We start from the raw sequence: 15,881 nt of genomic DNA on the forward strand, positions 1-15,881 counted from the left end.
CCGGCACCGGTCAGACCGAATGTTCGAGCAACCGGTTGATGACATCCACGCCGCTGACACTTTCGGCCTCGGCGGTGAAATTCGTCACAATCCGGTGCCGGAGAACAGAGACGGCAATGGTATTGACGTCCTGGATGGAGGGGGTCATCCGACCGTCGAGGGCGGCCATTGCTTTGGCACCGAGGATGAGATACTGGGAAGCCCGGGGGCCGGCGCCGTAGCTCAGATACTCCTTGACAAAGTCGGGGGCCAACTCACCGTTCGGGCGTGTTTTTCCCACGAGCCGGACCGCGTGTTGGATGACGTTGTCCGCCACCGGGATCTGGCGGATGAACGACTGGTAGCGAAGGATGTCATCGGCCCGCATGACGGTCTGTACGTGGGCCTTGTGGGCACTTGTGGTTTGCCGTACGACATCGACTTCCTGATCGAATGTGGGGTAGTCCAACCACAGATTCAACATGAAGCGGTCCAACTGCGCCTCCGGCAGTGGATAGGTACCTTCCTGCTCAATCGGGTTCTGGGTTGCCAGGACAAAGAACGGCTCCGGCAGGGAGTAGGTATGGCCAGCGGCCGTTACCCGATGTTCCTGCATGGCTTCCAGAAGGGCTGCCTGGGTTTTCGGAGGGGTTCGGTTGATTTCGTCAGCCAGTACGACGTTGGCAAAAACGGGTCCCTTGACAAACTTGAACTGCCGCCCGCCCGTTGTCTGGTCCTGTTCAATGATTTCCGTCCCCGTAATGTCGGAAGGCATGAGATCAGGCGTGAACTGGATCCGATTGAAATCCAGTTCAATGGCATCGGCAATGGTGTGGATGAGCAGCGTCTTGGCCAAGCCCGGTACGCCGATCAACAACACATGGCCCCGGCAAATAATGGAAACCAGGATCTGGTGAATGATGTCGTCCTGTCCGACAATGACTTTCGAAATCTCTTGCCGCAACTTGCGGTAGCTTTCGTGGAGTTCGTCCAGTGTGGCCGGCGAGGTCTTCAGTTCCATGAGGCTAAGCGTAGTTCAGTATGGGATGACGTCCTGGGTCTTCAATTGGTTGCAGCCGCAAGATCGGAAGCTCGTCCCCGGTATTCGATGTGAACCGTTCTTTTCAGGCGGTCCATCCACTCGGATAAAACGGTTGCCTGCTTTTCCTGCAAAGCAAGTTGCTCGATCAAGGCATAGTCGGTCTCCAGGTTGACCGTGTGTTCAGGCACGCGCTCGTGCAATTGGACAATGTGATACGCCTGTCGGCCATCCAGAAGTTGCACTTCGGAGGGTTCGGAGATGTCACCGGGCTCCAATCCCGCAAGCGTTTGCTGCCAGAGGGGGCCGAGTGCATCGATATACAGATTCTGCTCTCCCGACTGGGGATCCGAGACGCGTCCCCCACGTGAGCGGGACATTTCTTCCTGGGAAAACTCGCGTGCAAGCACTTCGAACCGCGCGCCGTGGGTGAGTATGGAATCCCGCAAGGTTGTAAGCAGCGAAATGGCCTTGTCCGGGTCGGACTTCCGCTCGTCGAAGGCAATAAGGATGTGATTGTAATCAATGCGCTCCCCGCGTCGTGCATTGACTCGCAGGAAGTGCAGTCCGAATTCGGTTTCGAAGACCGGCGAGAACACCCCCACCGGAGAACGGGAGGCGACCGCCGCGAACTCCGGAACGACATCGGACAACGCCATGTCCTCATACAGGCCACCGTTGGAGGCGGAACCAGGATCGTCGGAGAACAACTCCGCCATCTCTTCAATGGTCAGTCGGCCTGCGACGACGGAATCCCGGATGGCCGAAATGATTTCCATGGCTTCTTCGCGGGCTTCGTCCGTGACTTCAGGCAGCCGTACGATATGGGACACCTGGACAATATCCGGAAGCGTGGGCAATGAATCGGTCGGGAACCGGGAGAACCAGGCGCGGACGTCGGACGGCGTGGCCTTGATGGAGCGGAGTTTTTGCCCGCGGAATTGATCGGCCAACAGCTGGTCCCTGAACTCTTCCCGGAAGTCTGCCTTGATTTCGAGCACCGTCTTTCCATACATCTCTTCCAGGACAGCTTCTCCACCGACGCGGCGGGACATCTGGCCAATACGCTGGTCCAGCATCTGTTCGACTTGCTGGTCGCTGACGACCAGATTGGTATCCCGCTTGGCGTGATTGACCAGCACCTTGTCATTCACCAGCTGTTCCAGAGCCTGTCGCCAAAGATCGTCTGTATACGGAATCTGTTGCTGGTTCATGGTTGAAATCACGTACCCGTCCACGTCCGAAGCCAGAAGGATGTCGTTTCCTACGACGGCCACGATTTCATCAATGACGCGCTCATCCTGTGCCGTGGCTGTTGTCCATCCCGTGAGAGACAAGGCGACTACCAGGATGGACGATCGCAGAATGCGGTACATGTTCAAAACAGTATGGTTGATGGGTCCCGTAAGAACGAACAAAGGCGGGCGCTCAATGCGTCCGCCGGGTGGGGGAGATGGCAGAATCACTTGATTTCCAGTCCTTCACGTGCAAGAGCCTGGGTCCGGAGGCGTTGAACCTGTCGTGCGAACAACTGTTTCCTGGATTCAATCTGGACGCGTTGGACGATTTCCGGACGTATCATCTCCAACTCGGGGAGCGTTCCCGAGGCGACACGGTCCATCAATTGGATGACGTGGAACAGCGAGTCCTGTTCAACCGGTCCCCAGGTGTCGCCCGGTCGCAGGGTCAACAGGACACTCCGCAGTGCCGGATTCCGGGAGAACAATTGTGAGACCGGAAAATAGGCATCGGCCAATGCCAGGGACGTCTCCGGATCGGTGGAATGGTCCATGACCAGTCGTTCGAAGTCCGGCGGCTCCAGGGACCGGTCCAGGGAGTCTCGGACCGATACCGCCTCTGCAATACTCCGGACCGGAATGTAGCGGACCTGCGCATAGGGCTCCCGAAGGACCAGTTGATCGCGGTGCTGCTCGTAATAGGTCTGGATGGCGCCTTCCGAGAGCGCATCTTCCTCATCCGAATACAGCTCATTGACAAGGGCACTGATCAGGACGGAACGCTCGTTCTCCGCGAGCAGCCTAACCACGTCAGGATCGGTGCGAAGACCACGCTGTAGCGCTTCCTGGTACAGCAGCTCATTCGTCGTCCACTGCTCGACAATCTGCGACGCGGCTTCCGTGCTGTCCAGTGAATACGTCCTGCGATCCAGGATCCTGGCCAATTCGTCACGCGTGAGTGTGGCATCGCCGACGCGCGCAACGAAGTCTCCATAGTCCGGTTCGGGACGACAGCCGGTGCCGAGCAACAAGAGGAACAGCCCGGGATATATGAGGGACCGGATCACCGTGCTTCCGTGGTCCGTTCGGGCCACGTCTGCACGGCATATTTGGTGCGCAGGCGTTGGACAAGCCGTTCTTCCAGGACCTGCTGATAGTCGTTCACCAATTCCGCGCGAGCCTCTTCGAAGGTCTTCGGCCGGGCCGGCTCCATTCCGAGATGCTCCAGCATGAGGAATCGGTTGTTGTACTGGATGACGTCTGTGGTCTGCCCCTCCGACAGGTGCAATACGGCATCGAAGACCGAGCCTGTCTCGGACTCCACCCACGTGGTATCCAAACGGACGCTGAGCGTGGTATCGGAAACGATCGCGTCCCTTCCGGAATTCATCCTGAGCGATTCCCTCACCGTTTCCAGATCCGTGCTGCGCGGACTGGACCAGGACGCGACACGAACACGATCCGGCCAGCGGTAGGCGTCGCCCCGCTGTTCGAACAGGCGTAAAAGCCCCGTGGAATCGCCTGACGCCGCGGTCCAGACGGAGTCTTCCATCAACTTGAAGAGGACGAGACCATCGCGGAACTCCTGCATCGTGCGGCCGAAGTCCGGATCGGTGAATTCCAGGCGTGCCACTTCATAGTCCACGGCACGGTCATCCAGGAAGGCCGTAAGTGCGGTCAGCAATCCTTCCCGGGCGTCGCCGGATCGGGAGGGAATCCGACGGGTCCGGAAGTCTTCGACGAACCGGGATACCGTCCAAGTGGAGTCCCCGAGGAAAACGATGGGCAGCTGGCCTGTTTCCGGCTCGAACTCCGACTGGACCAACCAGCGATAGAGGGAATCGGCAGACATGTTCCGTGTCCAGGAATCCACGAGCGCCGTATCGACCCGCGCCCCCAGTTCCCGCTGCAGGGATCGTGCAAAGGCCGTCTGGGCAGCCGCTGAACGGGGAAGTTGTCCGACCTGCGCTTTCAGGGATTCATACTCGTCTTCGAGCGCCCCGAGAGGAGATTCCGATACGAATTGGATGATGTGTTTCCCGAATTGGGTTTCCACGGGTTCCGAAACATCCCCCGGTTCCTGAAGGGAGAATGCGGCATCGCGCATGGCTGGCGGCAGTCCCTGGTCGAAGGAGAGCGTTCCGATGATGCCTCCGTTGCGGGCTGAGTTCCGATCGTCCGAGAGGGCTTCGGCAACTTCAGCGAACGATTCACCCGAATTCAGGCGTTCCAGGGCCTGGGACAGGCGGTTGTCGGCCTCGGCGGAGTCTGCTGCCGAAGGTCCACGGGGCTGGAACATGATATGTGCCAACTCCCGTGCGGCCGGCATGGGCATGCGGTCTTCCACCATGAGGATGTGGTATCCGAACGGAGAACGGAAGACCGGTGATACGTTACCGGGCTCCGTCGAAAATGCCTGGTCTTCGAAGGCTTTGACCATGCGTCCGCCACCGAACCAGCCCAGCGCTCCACGCGCTCCGGGTTGACCGGGCTCGCGCCGCGCCGACGGATCCATGGAATGCCGGCTGGCCACGTCCCCGAAGTCGGCACCGGCCAGGACGGAGTCCCGGAGCATGGAAATCCGGCTATATGCCCGCATGGTGTCAGCGGGTGGGGCATTCTCGGGAACGGTCAGGAGGATGTGCGAAGCCTCGACGGCTGTACTTCGGCGATCATACAATTCACGCACCAATGGATCGGTAACCTCCTGCCCGAGCAGATACGGGCGTGCCAATTGCTCCCGATAGGAGAGCATCTCTGTCCTCAGGTCTTCTCGTTCATGATATCCGAGCGCCTTTGCTTCCAGGACTTTGAGGCGGAAATTGACGTACCGTTCCAGGAATTCCGAACGGGATTCCGCAGTGTCCGCACCGGATGTGCCACTGGAAGAGACGCTTCGTTCATATTGCTCGTCGAATTCCTGGGCAGTCAGTACCTGGTCGCCGAATACGGCAACCACATCTCCATCCGGAACGGGTGCATCCCGTGGCACAACGGTGGACGCGGTGTTGCCGCATCCGCCAATCAACAGCGTCATGGCCAGCGCAAAGGCCACGGCGGAGGTGGAAGTGGCAAAGGCAGAAGAAGATCTGGGCATGCAGGTAAGATCCGTTGGATTCATGTCGGCAGGGAGCCGTCCACGCGAGGGGAATACAGTTGGTTCCAAAAAAATCCGAATTGTGAAGCAACTTTGAATTGGTATGACGGTCTACACATCGAACACCGATTCCGGAAGGGCCGGCACCCAGGCACCAATCCTGCGGGGATAAATGCGAACATGGATGAATTCGAACTGATCGAATCCTTCAAGAACGGCGATGAGTTCGCCTTCGTGGGACTGTACAATCGATTCAAAGGGCCGGTATTCGCCTTTTGCTTCAAAATGCTCATGAGTCGTGAGCAGGCCCAGGATGTCATGCAGGAGACCTTCCTTCGGGTGTACGAAAACCGTGATCGCCTGCTCAAGACCGCATCGTTCCGATCCTGGTTGTTCACCATTGCACGCAATCAATGCCTGAACCAGATCCGGACCGGTGGACGTCAGGTGAACGTCGAACAGGAGGTACTGGAGCGTACGGCCACGACGGAGACGCCTTTCACGCGCATGGACAAGAGCGAACAGGTCGAGTTCGTGTCCAATTTCCTGGCCATGTTGAAGCCGGAGTACCGCGAAGTGCTCGTCTTGCGGGAATACCAGAATCTTTCCTACGAGGAAATCGCAGCGGTCACGCGTAATTCGCTCAGCTCCGTGAAGTCGCGTCTGTTCAAGGCCCGGAAAAAGCTCGCCGATGTCATGCAGGAGAATATGCGCGAGGAAACCCACGTGTTCGCGACGCGGGAGGGGCTGGCATGAGCTGCACAACTGTCAACCAGGAAGAACTGAACCTGTACCTGGACGGGGAACTGCCGTTTTCGAGGCAACAGGCACTTTTCTCGCACATGACGAGCTGTGAGGAGTGCCGGTCGGTCATGGAGGCGGTCCTGACGTTCCGTCGCATGAGTCGTCAGGAATACATCAATCTGCCGCCTGCGGCTGATGACCGGTTCTTCAAGCGCCTGGCTGAAATCAAGACGGCCGGGGATCAACGGGACCGTACTTCGGAGCGTGCACCCTTGTGGCACGCGCGACGATCCATTTCCGTACGTGCCGGGGTTTCCGCCATTGCGGCCGTATTCCTCATTGGCTTCCTGCTTCCCGTCGTGTCGCCCGGTGCGGGTCCAACCGTGCATTTCGAGGCCGAACGGGTCAACCTGACCGACCCGGTGACGTGGGCTCCTCCGGAAATCAAGGAGTCCTATGTCCATGTGTTCTACCCGGGCCTTACGATCGAAGCCGACTCTTCGGACGCATCGACCAACTGACAGTCTTTTCACGTCCCGGGCGCGGCATGCGTCGTATCATGCGGGTTTCCCGCCATCACGCATCGTTCGTCAATGCCCGCATCCCATCCTTCGTCTGCTCCCGTTCGTGTACGATTCGCACCGAGTCCGACCGGCTACCTCCACATAGGGGGGCTCAGGACGGCGCTTTACAACTGGCTGTTCGCTCGCAAGGAGGGAGGCCGGTTCCTGCTCCGGATTGAGGATACCGACCGATCGAGGTTCGTGGAGGATGCTGAGAAGGATATCCTGGATGCGCTTGCCTGGGCAGGCATTGATTTCGATGAAGGTCCCGGAAAGGGCGGCCCGGTCGGACCTTACCGGCAATCCGAGCGCATGGACATCTACGCATCGCACGTGGATGCGTTGTTGGCTTCGGGACACGCGTATGTGGCGTTCGACACACCAGAGGAAATCGATACCATGCGTGAACGGCTGGTTTCGCCTGAGAATCCGATGCCCCGGTATGATGCCACGACGCGGACTTCCATGAGGAACAGTCTGGCCCTGCCTGCGGCCGAAGTGGACCGGCTGATGGGAGAGGGCGTCCCCCATGTCATCCGGTTGAAGGTCGAGCCTGGCCACAGGATCACGTTCCTGGATTCCGTACGTGGTGAAGTCACGTTCCTGTCCGAGTCGGTGGATGATCAGATCCTGCTGAAGTCGGACGGTATGCCAACGTACCATCTGGCCAATGTCGTGGATGACCACGAAATGGGGATTACCCACGTGATCCGAGGGGAAGAATGGCTGCCATCAACACCGAAACATATCCTGTTGTACGAGGCGTTCGGGTGGGAGGCACCGGTCATGGCGCATCTTCCGCTCATTCTGAGTCCGACCGGAGGCAAGCTGTCCAAGCGGAATGCGGACAAACAAGGCATTCCGGTATTCGTTTCGGAGTACCGAAAAGCCGGTTATGAGCCGGATGCGCTGGTCAACTTCCTGGCACTCCTGGGATGGAATCCAGGAACGGAGCAGGAAGTGTTCCCGCTCGCGGAAATGGCTCAGGCGTTCTCACTGGATCGCGTCGGGAATTCGGGTGTACAGTTCGATGCGGACAAGCTGGACTGGTTCAACGCGCAGTATCTGAGGCAACGCAGCCCGGCGGACATTGCGGCGGAATTGCGGCCCCAACTGCTCGATCTGTACGGTGACGTGGATGATGTGTTTGTTGAGGACGTAGTGTCTGTGATGTTGGAGCGCATGACAAAAGCGGTGGATGTCCTCGGCTTTACCTACTTCTTTGCCGATCCCGCGACGTACGACGAACAAGCCATTGCAAAGCGCTGGAAGGAGGATGCGCCCGAATTGGTTTCGGCCTACGCAGACCGGTTGGCTGAACTGCCGGATTGGACGGAAGAATCCCTGGACGAATCGCTCAGGGAACTTGCCGAATCCCGGGGTGCGGGTGCGGGAAGACTCATCCACCCCGTGCGTCTGGCCGTAAGTGGCGTGTCCACGGGCCCTGGGTTGTTCGCCCTTTTGCGGGTCCTGGGACGGGACTGCGTTGTCCGCAGACTTCGACGGGCGGTGGTTGTGCTCGGCCAGGGCCCGTTGACAGGCCCTATGTCCTGAGCGATCGAATGAAGGCCAGTGCGGCCTCCCACGGACCCATGTGGCCCGATTCCGCTTCATCACGGAATGCCGTCAGTGTTTCGTGGAGCGAGCCATGGGGTGCCATGGCTGCGTCCAGGGCACGGCGTACCGCACCCATGAAGGCGTCTCCGCGGGTGGACCATGCCTGGATGGGCATCGACCTGACACGACAAATGAGGCTGGCGAAGAGCTCATCCAGTCCGTAACCGGTTGTGGCCGATACGGGCATGACCGGCACGTCGTCATCCGGCCGAAGGAGATGCAGGGCCTCCCGGAGTTCCCGTGCGCTTGCTTCGGCGGGTTTCAGGTTTTCCCCATCTGCCTTGTTCACGGCAACGATGTCCGCCACCTCAAGAATGCCCCGCTTTATGCCCTGCAGGCCGTCGCCACCCCCGGCGAGGGAGACCATGAGTACGCACTCGACAAGATCCGCGACCGCCGTTTCGGATTGTCCGATTCCGACCGTTTCAATCATCACCACGTCGTAGCCCGCCGCTGCACAGACGAGCATGGCTTCCCGGGTCGAGCCCGCAATGCCGCCCAGCATGCCGGACGTGGGAGACGGACGAACAAAGGCTTCGGAAGCCGTTGAGAGGCGCTCCATCCGCGTCTTGTCTCCAAGGATGCTGCCCCCGGTGCGGGTGGAACTGGGATCTATGGCAAGCACCGCCACTCGATGGCCTTCGGCAATCCATTGCATGCCTATCCGGTCGATCAGCGTCGATTTTCCGGCGCCCGGCAAACCTGTAATGGCAATACGGACGGCGCTGACATCGTGGGACAGGCAGGCATCCAGAAGATGCGCCACGGCGTCCTGATCTCCCGGAAGGGTACTCTCGACCAGCGTCAGCGCACGACCCAGGGCTGCCCGATCTCCGGCGGTAAGCCGGGCGAACAGTTGCTCGGCATGTTCTCGGGAGGCAGACATTTATTGCACGTCCGAAAGCAGGACGTCAAGAAGGCTTGCTGCCGCGTCGGGAATGGCCGTACCGGGACCGAAGATCAAACTGACGCCTTCCGTTTCAAGGAAGGGAATGTCGGCATCGGGGATGACACCGCCCACCACAACGCGGATATCGGGACGGCCTTCCGTTGCCAGCGCCTGAACGAGCGCAGGAACGAGGGTCCGGTGACCTCCGGCCAGCGAAGAGACGCCGACAACATGTACGTCGTTCTCCACGGCCTGCCTGGCGGCTTCCTCCGGGGTCTGGAAAAGCGGCCCGACGTCCACATCGAAGCCCACATCCGCAAAGGCGGTGGCAATGACGCGGGCACCGCGGTCGTGTCCGTCCTGCCCCAATTTCGCTATGAGGATGCGTGGACGGCGCCCCGTAGCCGCCAGGAATGCAGCGGATTTGGTCTGGACGTTGCGCATGGAATCAGATTCCCCGTAAGCTTTTGCGTAAACACCGGAAAAGGAGGGTGTTCGAGCCTCGTATCGACCGAAAACGACCTCCAATGCACTCGAAATCTCGCCCAACGTGGCGCGTTCGCGGGCCGCTGCGCAAGCCAGTTCCAGCACATTGTACTTCGTGGTCCGGGCGGCATGCGTGAGCGCCGAGAGCGCCTCTTTTACACGGGTTTCATGCCGGCGCAGCCGGTTTTCTGTCAGTCGCTGGACCTGCTGTTCCCGGACCTGGTTGTTGTCTATATCACGCACGTCGACGCCCGAAGCGTGCTTGACTCGCCAACGATTCACTCCAACGACCGTTTCGGCGCCGGAATCGATGGCGGCCTGGCGCCGCGCAGCGGACTGTTCAATCCGCATCTTGGGAATGCCCTGCGCAATGGCCGTTGCCATTCCTCCGGCTTCCTCGATTTCCTTCAGGTGGTCCCGGGCTCTCGAAACGAGCTCGGCGGTGAGGTATTCGATGACGTCCGATCCCCCCAAGGGGTCAATTGCGCGGGTAAGATCGGTCTCGTCCTGGAGGATGAGCTGTGTATTCCGGGCTATCCGCGCCGATTCGTCCGTCGGCAAGGCGATGGCTTCATCGAAGGCATTGGTGTGCAGGGATTGCGTACCGCCCAGCACGGCAGCCAGGGCCTCGATGGTCGTCCGGGCAATGTTGTTCAAGGGGTCCTGTGCCGTCAGGGACCAGCCGGATGTCTGACAATGGGTCCGAAGCATACCGGATTTCGGATCCGATGCTCCGAACGGCTCCATGACCTCCGACCACAGGACACGGGCCGCGCGGAGTTTGGCAATTTCCATTGCTGTGTGCATGCCGATTCCGAAGAAGAAGGAGATCCGTGGGGCGAAATCGTCTACGGACATGCCCTTGGAAAGGGCGGCACGAACGTACTCCAGACCATCTGCAATGGTGTAGGCCAGTTCAAGATCGGCAGAAGCCCCGGCTTCCTGCATATGGTACCCACTCACGGAAATGGAGTTGAACCGGGGCATGGACTGTGCGGTGAACGCCATGATATCGCCTACAATCCGCATGGACGCATCCGGCGGGTAGATGTAGGTGTTGCGGACCATGAACTCCTTCAGGATATCATTCTGAATGGTTCCCGTAAGGTCCGCAGCCGGGACACCCGACTCTTCGGCAGCCACGATATAGAACGCCATGATGGGCAGCACGGCCCCATTCATGGTCATGGAAACCGAGATCTCGCCCAGCGGAATACCGTCAAACAACCGTTTCATGTCGTCCACGGTGTCGATGGCCACCCCCGCCATCCCTACATCCCCTTTGACCCGGGGATGATCCGAATCGTACCCGCGGTGGGTCGCCAGGTCGAAGGCCACCGACAAGCCCTTCTGACCCGCCGCCAGATTGGCCCTGTAGAAAGCATTGGACGCTTCTGCCGTGGAGAAACCGGCATATTGCCGGATGGTCCACGGGCGGCCTGTGTACATGCTCGGATACGGGCCCCTCAGAAACGGGGGGATACCGGGTGGTGTCCACCATGCACCCTGCTCCATGCCGGGGATATCCGAAAGATCAATGCCTTCTGCCGTTGCTGATTTCATGGGGATGTCCTCAGGATTGCGGACGGTTTGTGCGGGAAGCCCACCAGGCTTGGTCACGTGCCCTGAGTCGTTCCACTGAAGGGAGGATCAGCAGCGCCTGCAGGCTGGACGCACCGGTAGCGTCGAAGTCCTGCACCCGCTTCTCCACGGCATCGACCAGCCTGCCCACGGCCGTGTCCAGCAGGAGGGACCCGGCCGTGGGGTCGGGAATCTGGTTTGCGTAGGATTCTTCGCGAAGCATCCGGCCTATATTCGCGGCGAGTCGTGCGGATTCGGGGTCCGAAAAGCCGTTTAACGGGGCGTTGTTCGGCAGGATGCATACGTGATCGGCCGTACCCCAGACTGCGGCCACGGTTTGCAGTGTCGTTCGGATGCCGTTCGAAGCGACGTCTTCGACGGAAAGGTCCTTCACGTCACCGATGGCCCACAGCTCAGCGTCGGATTGCAGGACACGAAAGGCACGCAACTTTGCCGTTTCCAGCAGAAACGACGTGGATACCGAAAAGAGCACGCGGTGTGGTGAAGACGCCGTTGCCCGTCGAAGCCCCCAGGAAGCCAGCGCCAATTCGTTCACAGGACCGAACCCGTTCGATCGCAGGAGTGTTGCGTCCACACTGAAGGACGAACGGTCCGGCAGCGGAAGGACGTCCGATCCGATGGTGCCCACTCCGTCGGCTCCGTCCCAACGGATGACGATGGACCACGGTTGATCCCGTCGTGCGTATCCTTGGCCCTCCGCCTTGGAGAGCACGGCAGGAAGCTGGATTTCAGCATCGAATTCGATCATGACCGGAATGTGCGGGTAAGTTCGAAGAGCGCCACGGCAACGGCTACGCTTACGTTCAAAGACTGTTTTGCACCGTACTGTGGAATTTCGATGGCCAGGTCACACAAATCCAGCAGGGCCTGGGGAATACCGTCCACTTCGTTGCCGGCCAGCAGAAGGATGGGTCGCGTCAGGACGGGGAGATCCCGGATGTCCACGGAGACGTCCGTGAGCTCGAGTGCGGCAACCGTGACACCGGTTTCCATGCATCGGGTGAGTTCCTGGTGCACATCGGCAACGCGTCTCCAGGGCACCGTGGCCTCGGCGCCCAGGGCCGTCTTGTGCACTTTCTTGTCATCGGGATCCGGCGTGTAGCCGGACAGAAGCACTTCACCGATCCTGAACGCATCTGCCGTCCGGAAGACAGAACCAACATTGTGGGCGGATCGTACGTCGTGCAAGAGTACGGAGACCGGACGTCGTTCCAGGTGTCGCAATTCGTCCGCCGCAGGCCGGGGTATCGCATGGTGTGCAAGCTTTTTCATACCCGGAAACTACGCCCTGCATCCCAATTCATTCAGGAGTCATTCCATGATCATTGCCATTGACGGCCCGTCCGGCAGCGGGAAGAGTTCCACGGCACGGGCGGTTTCCGAGCGATTGGGTGCCTTGTTCATGGATACCGGTGCAATGTACCGGGCAGCGGCGCTTCACCTGGTGGGTAAAGGGGTCTCTGAAGATGACGATGTGCGCGCGGCCGACCTGGCCGACATGGAGCTCGATCTGTCGGTCGTAGACGGTAAGCCGGTCATCCGGTTGAACGGGAGGGACGTGTCGTCCCGGATCCGGGATGCCGATGTGACCCGGTTGTCGTCGGTTTTCTCGTCCCGGCCGGAAGTCCGGAACGCCATGGTCGCCCAACAGCGGGTCGTGGCGGCCAGACATGTGCAATCCGGTGGCACCGTGGTCATGGAGGGTCGGGATATCGGGACCGTCGTATTTCCGGATGCGGACCTGAAGTTCTACATGGACGCGGATGCGCGGATCAGGGCACAGCGCCGGGCCGCGGAACTCCGCGGCAGGGGTGAACGGGTTTCGGAAGATGCGCTCCTGGAAGAAATGCTCGTCCGGGATCGCCGCGATTCGGAGCGTGCCCACTCTCCGCTCCGGCGCGCAGACGATGCGTTGGTGCTGGATACGTCCAACCTGTCGTTTGAAGATCAGGTGGAATTCATTCTGGAGCAGGTTCGAGGGAACGAAGCCGTTTGAAAAGGGTTTTTTGTCTGCTCGGCCGGTTTTCGGTCGGGAAAGATACCGCCCATTTGCCGGTCCCGACCCGGCAAACGGCATTGTTTCACCTAAACAGGGCATTCTGATCGGTTCGGGTCGACGCCGTCGGGATCAGGATACTCAAACACATCTCCATGTCTGACAAAGAGCAGCTGGACGAAAAGGAACTGGCAGAAACGCCAGAAACTTCGTCCGACGCCGAATCCGCCCAAGCGGCCGACGCGACCCCCGAAACCCCATCCAAGCCCGACGAGCCGGCAACCGAGGAAACGCCAGAGGCATCCGAGCCGGTAGCTGAAGAAACGGTGCCCGCACCGGAAGCCGATGCAGCGGTTGAAGCCGAAGCCGAAGCCGATGTCGAGCCCGAAACAGCCCCGGCAGCGGAAACCGAGACGGCTCCCGAAGCAGAAGAGGCACCCGTCGCCGAGACGGAAGAGCCTGTCGCAGATGACGAGTCGGATGAAACCGAACTTCGAGCCGCAGGAGAACCTGTCGTGAACGCGGGCGAAAAAGAAGCCCATCTGCGGACGACCACCGGTATGCTCGGCTATACAGGAGAGATCTCCGGCCAGGTCTATCGTATGGAAGACCTCGATTCAGCCGACGAGCCCGAAATCGGGCATGTCGATCTGGGTGATCTCCAGCAGATGATCGAGAGCACGCTCACCAACGTCTCTGAGAACGAGATCGTTGCCGGACGTGTCCTCAGTATCGGCGACAAGGATGTCGTCATCGATATCGGTTTCAAGAGCGATGGCATCGTGTCCCGCAACGAGTTCGGCCCCGAACTTGAAGTAGGCGATGATGTGGAAGTATTCCTCGAGCGCATTGAGGACTACCACGGTCAGTTGGTCCTGTCCAAGACGAAGGCGGATACCTTCCGTCGCTGGCGCCGGATTGAGGATGCCTTCGAGAACGAAGAAGTGCTGGAAGGAACCATTGTACGTCGCATCAAGGGTGGTATGATCGTCGAACTCTTCGGCGAGATGGAAGCGTTCCTCCCGGGTTCGCAGATCGACGTGCGTCCGGTGCGCGACTTCGATGCGTACCTGGACAAGCGCATGGAGTTCAAGATCGTCAAGCTGAACCCGGCCAACGAAAACATTGTCGTCTCGCACAAGGCCCTCATCGAGAAGGACCTCATGGCCCAGCGTGAGAACATCCTGTCCACCATGGAGCCCGGCCAGATCCTGGAGGGCATCGTGAAGAATATCACGGATTTCGGTGTGTTCATCGACCTTGGTGGCGTGGACGGACTCCTGCACATCACGGATCTCTCCTGGGGACGCGTCGCGCATCCTTCGGAGTTGGTCAGCCTGGACGAGAAGCTGAACGTCGTGGTCCTGGATTACGACAAGGACCGCCAGCGTATCTCTTTGGGTCTCAAGCAGTTGCAGCCGCATCCGTGGGATGAGATCACGCAGAAGTACGGTGAAGGAACCGTCGTGGAAGGCAAGGTGGTTTCCATCACCGACTACGGCGCCTTTGTTGAGCTGGAGAAGGGAATTGAAGGTCTCGTCCACATCTCCGAGATGAGCTGGACCGAACATATCCGTCATCCTTCCCAGATGGTTTCCCTCGGACAGGTCGTGCAGGTCAAGATCCTGAACATCGACGGCGAAGGGAAGAAGATCTCTCTTGGCATGAAGCAATTGGAGCCCGATCCATGGGACAACATTGCGGAGCGTTACCCCCCGGGAACGGTCATGCGTGGCAAGGTCCGGAATATCACCAACTTCGGTGTCTTCGTTGAAATCGAGCCCGGAATTGATGGCCTGGTCCATATCAGCGATCTGAGCTGGACCAAGCGGATCCGTCACCCCTCCGAAATGGTTCGCAAGAACCAGGAAATGGACGTCGTCGTGTTGAACATCGACACGGATGAGCGCCGGATTTCCCTCGGCCACAAGCAGGTCGAGACGAACCCCTGGAACCAGTTCGCCCAGGTCTATGAGGAAGGCTCGAAGACCACGGCTAAGGTCGTGCGTGTAGAAGACAAGGGCCTCGTCGTCGAGCTCCCGCTCGAAGTGGAAGCCTTCCTGCCGCAGGGCGAGCTGCCTCAGGGCAAAACCATTGATTCCTACCGCGAAGGCGAAGAACTGGAAGACGTCATGGTCATCCGCTTCGACCAGAACCAGAAGGAAATCGTGGTCAGTCTCATTGCGACCGAACGTGCCGCCATGGCTGCCGAACGTCAGGCAGAACGGCGGGAGCGCGCAGAGGCCCGTCGGGTTGAAGAGAAGTCCGTCCAGCAGTTCATCGAGAAGGAAGGCGCGTCCGGCCCTACGACTCTCGGTGAGCTCTCGGGACTGGCTGAACTGAAGGCCCAGATGGAAGCCCAGGAAGCCTCGGCGCCGTCTCCTGCGCCCGAACCGGCGGCGGAAGAATCGGACGAAGCTGCGGTCGAGAAGCCCAAGGCCAAGACGAAGTCGAATGCCAAGGCCAAGAAGGAAGTAGACACGACCGAAGAGGAGGCCTCTTCCGACGAAGAAGAGTAAGGATGCGATGAGGCAGGGTCCTGCCTCACCGACACCACGGGTGCCTGTCATGCAAGGCATGATGGGCAATCCGATGGAATCCTGGTGGGGCGGTTGCGCGGAAACGCGCAAC

The 15,881-nt window shown here is 59.7% G+C and carries 13 protein-coding genes; 5 read left to right on the forward strand and 8 right to left on the reverse strand.

All coding sequences use genetic code 11. The features are described 5' to 3' along the window. Positions 1-10: 10 nt before the first annotated feature. The 4 genes from RIE53_06990 to RIE53_07005 all read right to left on the reverse strand — a co-directional run bounded on the left by RIE53_06990 (position 11) and on the right by RIE53_07005 (position 5,353). Positions 11-1,000: an AAA family ATPase gene (locus tag RIE53_06990; protein MEQ9104428.1), complete on the reverse strand. Its 990-nt coding sequence runs from the start codon at positions 998-1,000 to the stop codon at positions 11-13. A 41-nt stretch (positions 1,001-1,041) separates the two neighbouring features. After that, positions 1,042-2,394, reverse strand: a complete 1,353-nt coding sequence (locus RIE53_06995; protein ID MEQ9104429.1) for a peptidylprolyl isomerase — start codon at positions 2,392-2,394, stop codon at positions 1,042-1,044. A gap of 86 nt (positions 2,395-2,480) precedes the next feature. Further along, entirely contained in the window at positions 2,481-3,350 is an 870-nt protein-coding gene (locus tag RIE53_07000) for a peptidylprolyl isomerase (protein ID MEQ9104430.1), read from the reverse strand. Beyond that, on the reverse strand, positions 3,320-5,353 hold the full coding sequence (locus RIE53_07005) for a peptidylprolyl isomerase (GenBank protein ID MEQ9104431.1): 2,034 nt from the start codon (positions 5,351-5,353) through the stop codon (positions 3,320-3,322). Before RIE53_07005 ends, RIE53_07000 begins: the two co-directional genes overlap by 31 nt. A gap of 180 nt (positions 5,354-5,533) precedes the next feature. Between RIE53_07005 and RIE53_07010 the strand changes: the two genes are divergently transcribed. From RIE53_07010 to gltX, 3 genes are all read left to right on the forward strand, one after another. Then, a complete protein-coding gene (locus RIE53_07010) occupies positions 5,534-6,109 on the forward strand; it encodes an RNA polymerase sigma factor (protein MEQ9104432.1) in 576 nt (191 codons plus the stop codon). Further along, positions 6,106-6,618, forward strand: coding sequence for a zf-HC2 domain-containing protein (locus RIE53_07015; protein MEQ9104433.1), 513 nt, complete (start codon positions 6,106-6,108; stop codon positions 6,616-6,618). The genes RIE53_07010 and RIE53_07015 overlap by 4 nt, the downstream gene beginning before the upstream one ends. Before the next feature lie 72 nt (positions 6,619-6,690). After that, positions 6,691-8,214, forward strand: a complete 1,524-nt coding sequence (gene gltX / locus RIE53_07020; GenBank protein ID MEQ9104434.1) for a glutamate--tRNA ligase — start codon at positions 6,691-6,693, stop codon at positions 8,212-8,214. Here the strand turns inward: gltX and meaB are convergent. Genes meaB through RIE53_07040 form a run of 4 tightly spaced genes read right to left on the reverse strand, consistent with a single transcriptional unit; the run spans position 8,204 to position 12,526 of the window. Continuing rightward, positions 8,204-9,163, reverse strand: coding sequence for a methylmalonyl Co-A mutase-associated GTPase MeaB (gene meaB / locus RIE53_07025; GenBank protein ID MEQ9104435.1), 960 nt, complete (start codon positions 9,161-9,163; stop codon positions 8,204-8,206). The two genes, gltX and meaB, sit on opposite strands and share 11 nt — an antisense overlap. Continuing rightward, complete coding sequence (gene scpA / locus RIE53_07030) at positions 9,164-11,215, reverse strand: methylmalonyl-CoA mutase (protein MEQ9104436.1); 2,052 nt, start codon at positions 11,213-11,215, stop codon at positions 9,164-9,166. It abuts the gene before it with no gap. Positions 11,216-11,225: 10 nt separating this feature from the next. Next, positions 11,226-12,002, reverse strand: coding sequence for a methylmalonyl-CoA mutase family protein (locus RIE53_07035; GenBank protein MEQ9104437.1), 777 nt, complete (start codon positions 12,000-12,002; stop codon positions 11,226-11,228). After that, on the reverse strand, positions 11,999-12,526 hold the full coding sequence (locus RIE53_07040) for a TrmH family RNA methyltransferase (GenBank protein ID MEQ9104438.1): 528 nt from the start codon (positions 12,524-12,526) through the stop codon (positions 11,999-12,001). The genes RIE53_07035 and RIE53_07040 overlap by 4 nt, the downstream gene beginning before the upstream one ends. Before the next feature lie 46 nt (positions 12,527-12,572). Between RIE53_07040 and cmk the strand changes: the two genes are divergently transcribed. Further along, positions 12,573-13,250, forward strand: a complete 678-nt coding sequence (gene cmk, locus RIE53_07045) for a (d)CMP kinase (protein MEQ9104439.1) — start codon at positions 12,573-12,575, stop codon at positions 13,248-13,250. Between the two features lie 155 nt (positions 13,251-13,405). Continuing rightward, positions 13,406-15,769 (forward strand): 30S ribosomal protein S1, encoded by a 2,364-nt coding sequence (locus RIE53_07050; protein MEQ9104440.1) that lies wholly within the window; start codon positions 13,406-13,408, stop codon positions 15,767-15,769. Positions 15,770-15,881: the final 112 nt, after the last annotated feature.

This window comes from Rhodothermales bacterium (assembly GCA_040221055.1).
In the GTDB taxonomy this organism is placed as follows: domain Bacteria; phylum Bacteroidota; class Rhodothermia; order Rhodothermales; family UBA10348; genus 1-14-0-65-60-17.

Bases quoted from the DNA above. Each gene is read 5' to 3' on its own strand.
- RIE53_06990 (MEQ9104428.1), bottom strand. From the start codon at position 1,000: ATGGAACTGAAGACCTCGCCGGCCACACTGGACGAACTCCACGAAAGC.
- RIE53_06995 (MEQ9104429.1), bottom strand. From the start codon at position 2,394: ATGTACCGCATTCTGCGATCGTCCATCCTGGTAGTCGCCTTGTCTCTC.
- RIE53_07005 (MEQ9104431.1), bottom strand. From the start codon at position 5,353: ATGCCCAGATCTTCTTCTGCCTTTGCCACTTCCACCTCCGCCGTGGCC.
- RIE53_07010 (MEQ9104432.1), top strand. From the start codon at position 5,534: ATGGATGAATTCGAACTGATCGAATCCTTCAAGAACGGCGATGAGTTC.
- RIE53_07015 (MEQ9104433.1), top strand. From the start codon at position 6,106: ATGAGCTGCACAACTGTCAACCAGGAAGAACTGAACCTGTACCTGGAC.
- gltX (MEQ9104434.1), top strand. From the start codon at position 6,691: ATGCCCGCATCCCATCCTTCGTCTGCTCCCGTTCGTGTACGATTCGCA.
- meaB (MEQ9104435.1), bottom strand. From the start codon at position 9,163: ATGTCTGCCTCCCGAGAACATGCCGAGCAACTGTTCGCCCGGCTTACC.
- scpA (MEQ9104436.1), bottom strand. From the start codon at position 11,215: ATGAAATCAGCAACGGCAGAAGGCATTGATCTTTCGGATATCCCCGGC.
- RIE53_07035 (MEQ9104437.1), bottom strand. From the start codon at position 12,002: ATGATCGAATTCGATGCTGAAATCCAGCTTCCTGCCGTGCTCTCCAAG.
- RIE53_07040 (MEQ9104438.1), bottom strand. From the start codon at position 12,526: ATGAAAAAGCTTGCACACCATGCGATACCCCGGCCTGCGGCGGACGAA.
- cmk (MEQ9104439.1), top strand. From the start codon at position 12,573: ATGATCATTGCCATTGACGGCCCGTCCGGCAGCGGGAAGAGTTCCACG.
- RIE53_07050 (MEQ9104440.1), top strand. From the start codon at position 13,406: ATGTCTGACAAAGAGCAGCTGGACGAAAAGGAACTGGCAGAAACGCCA.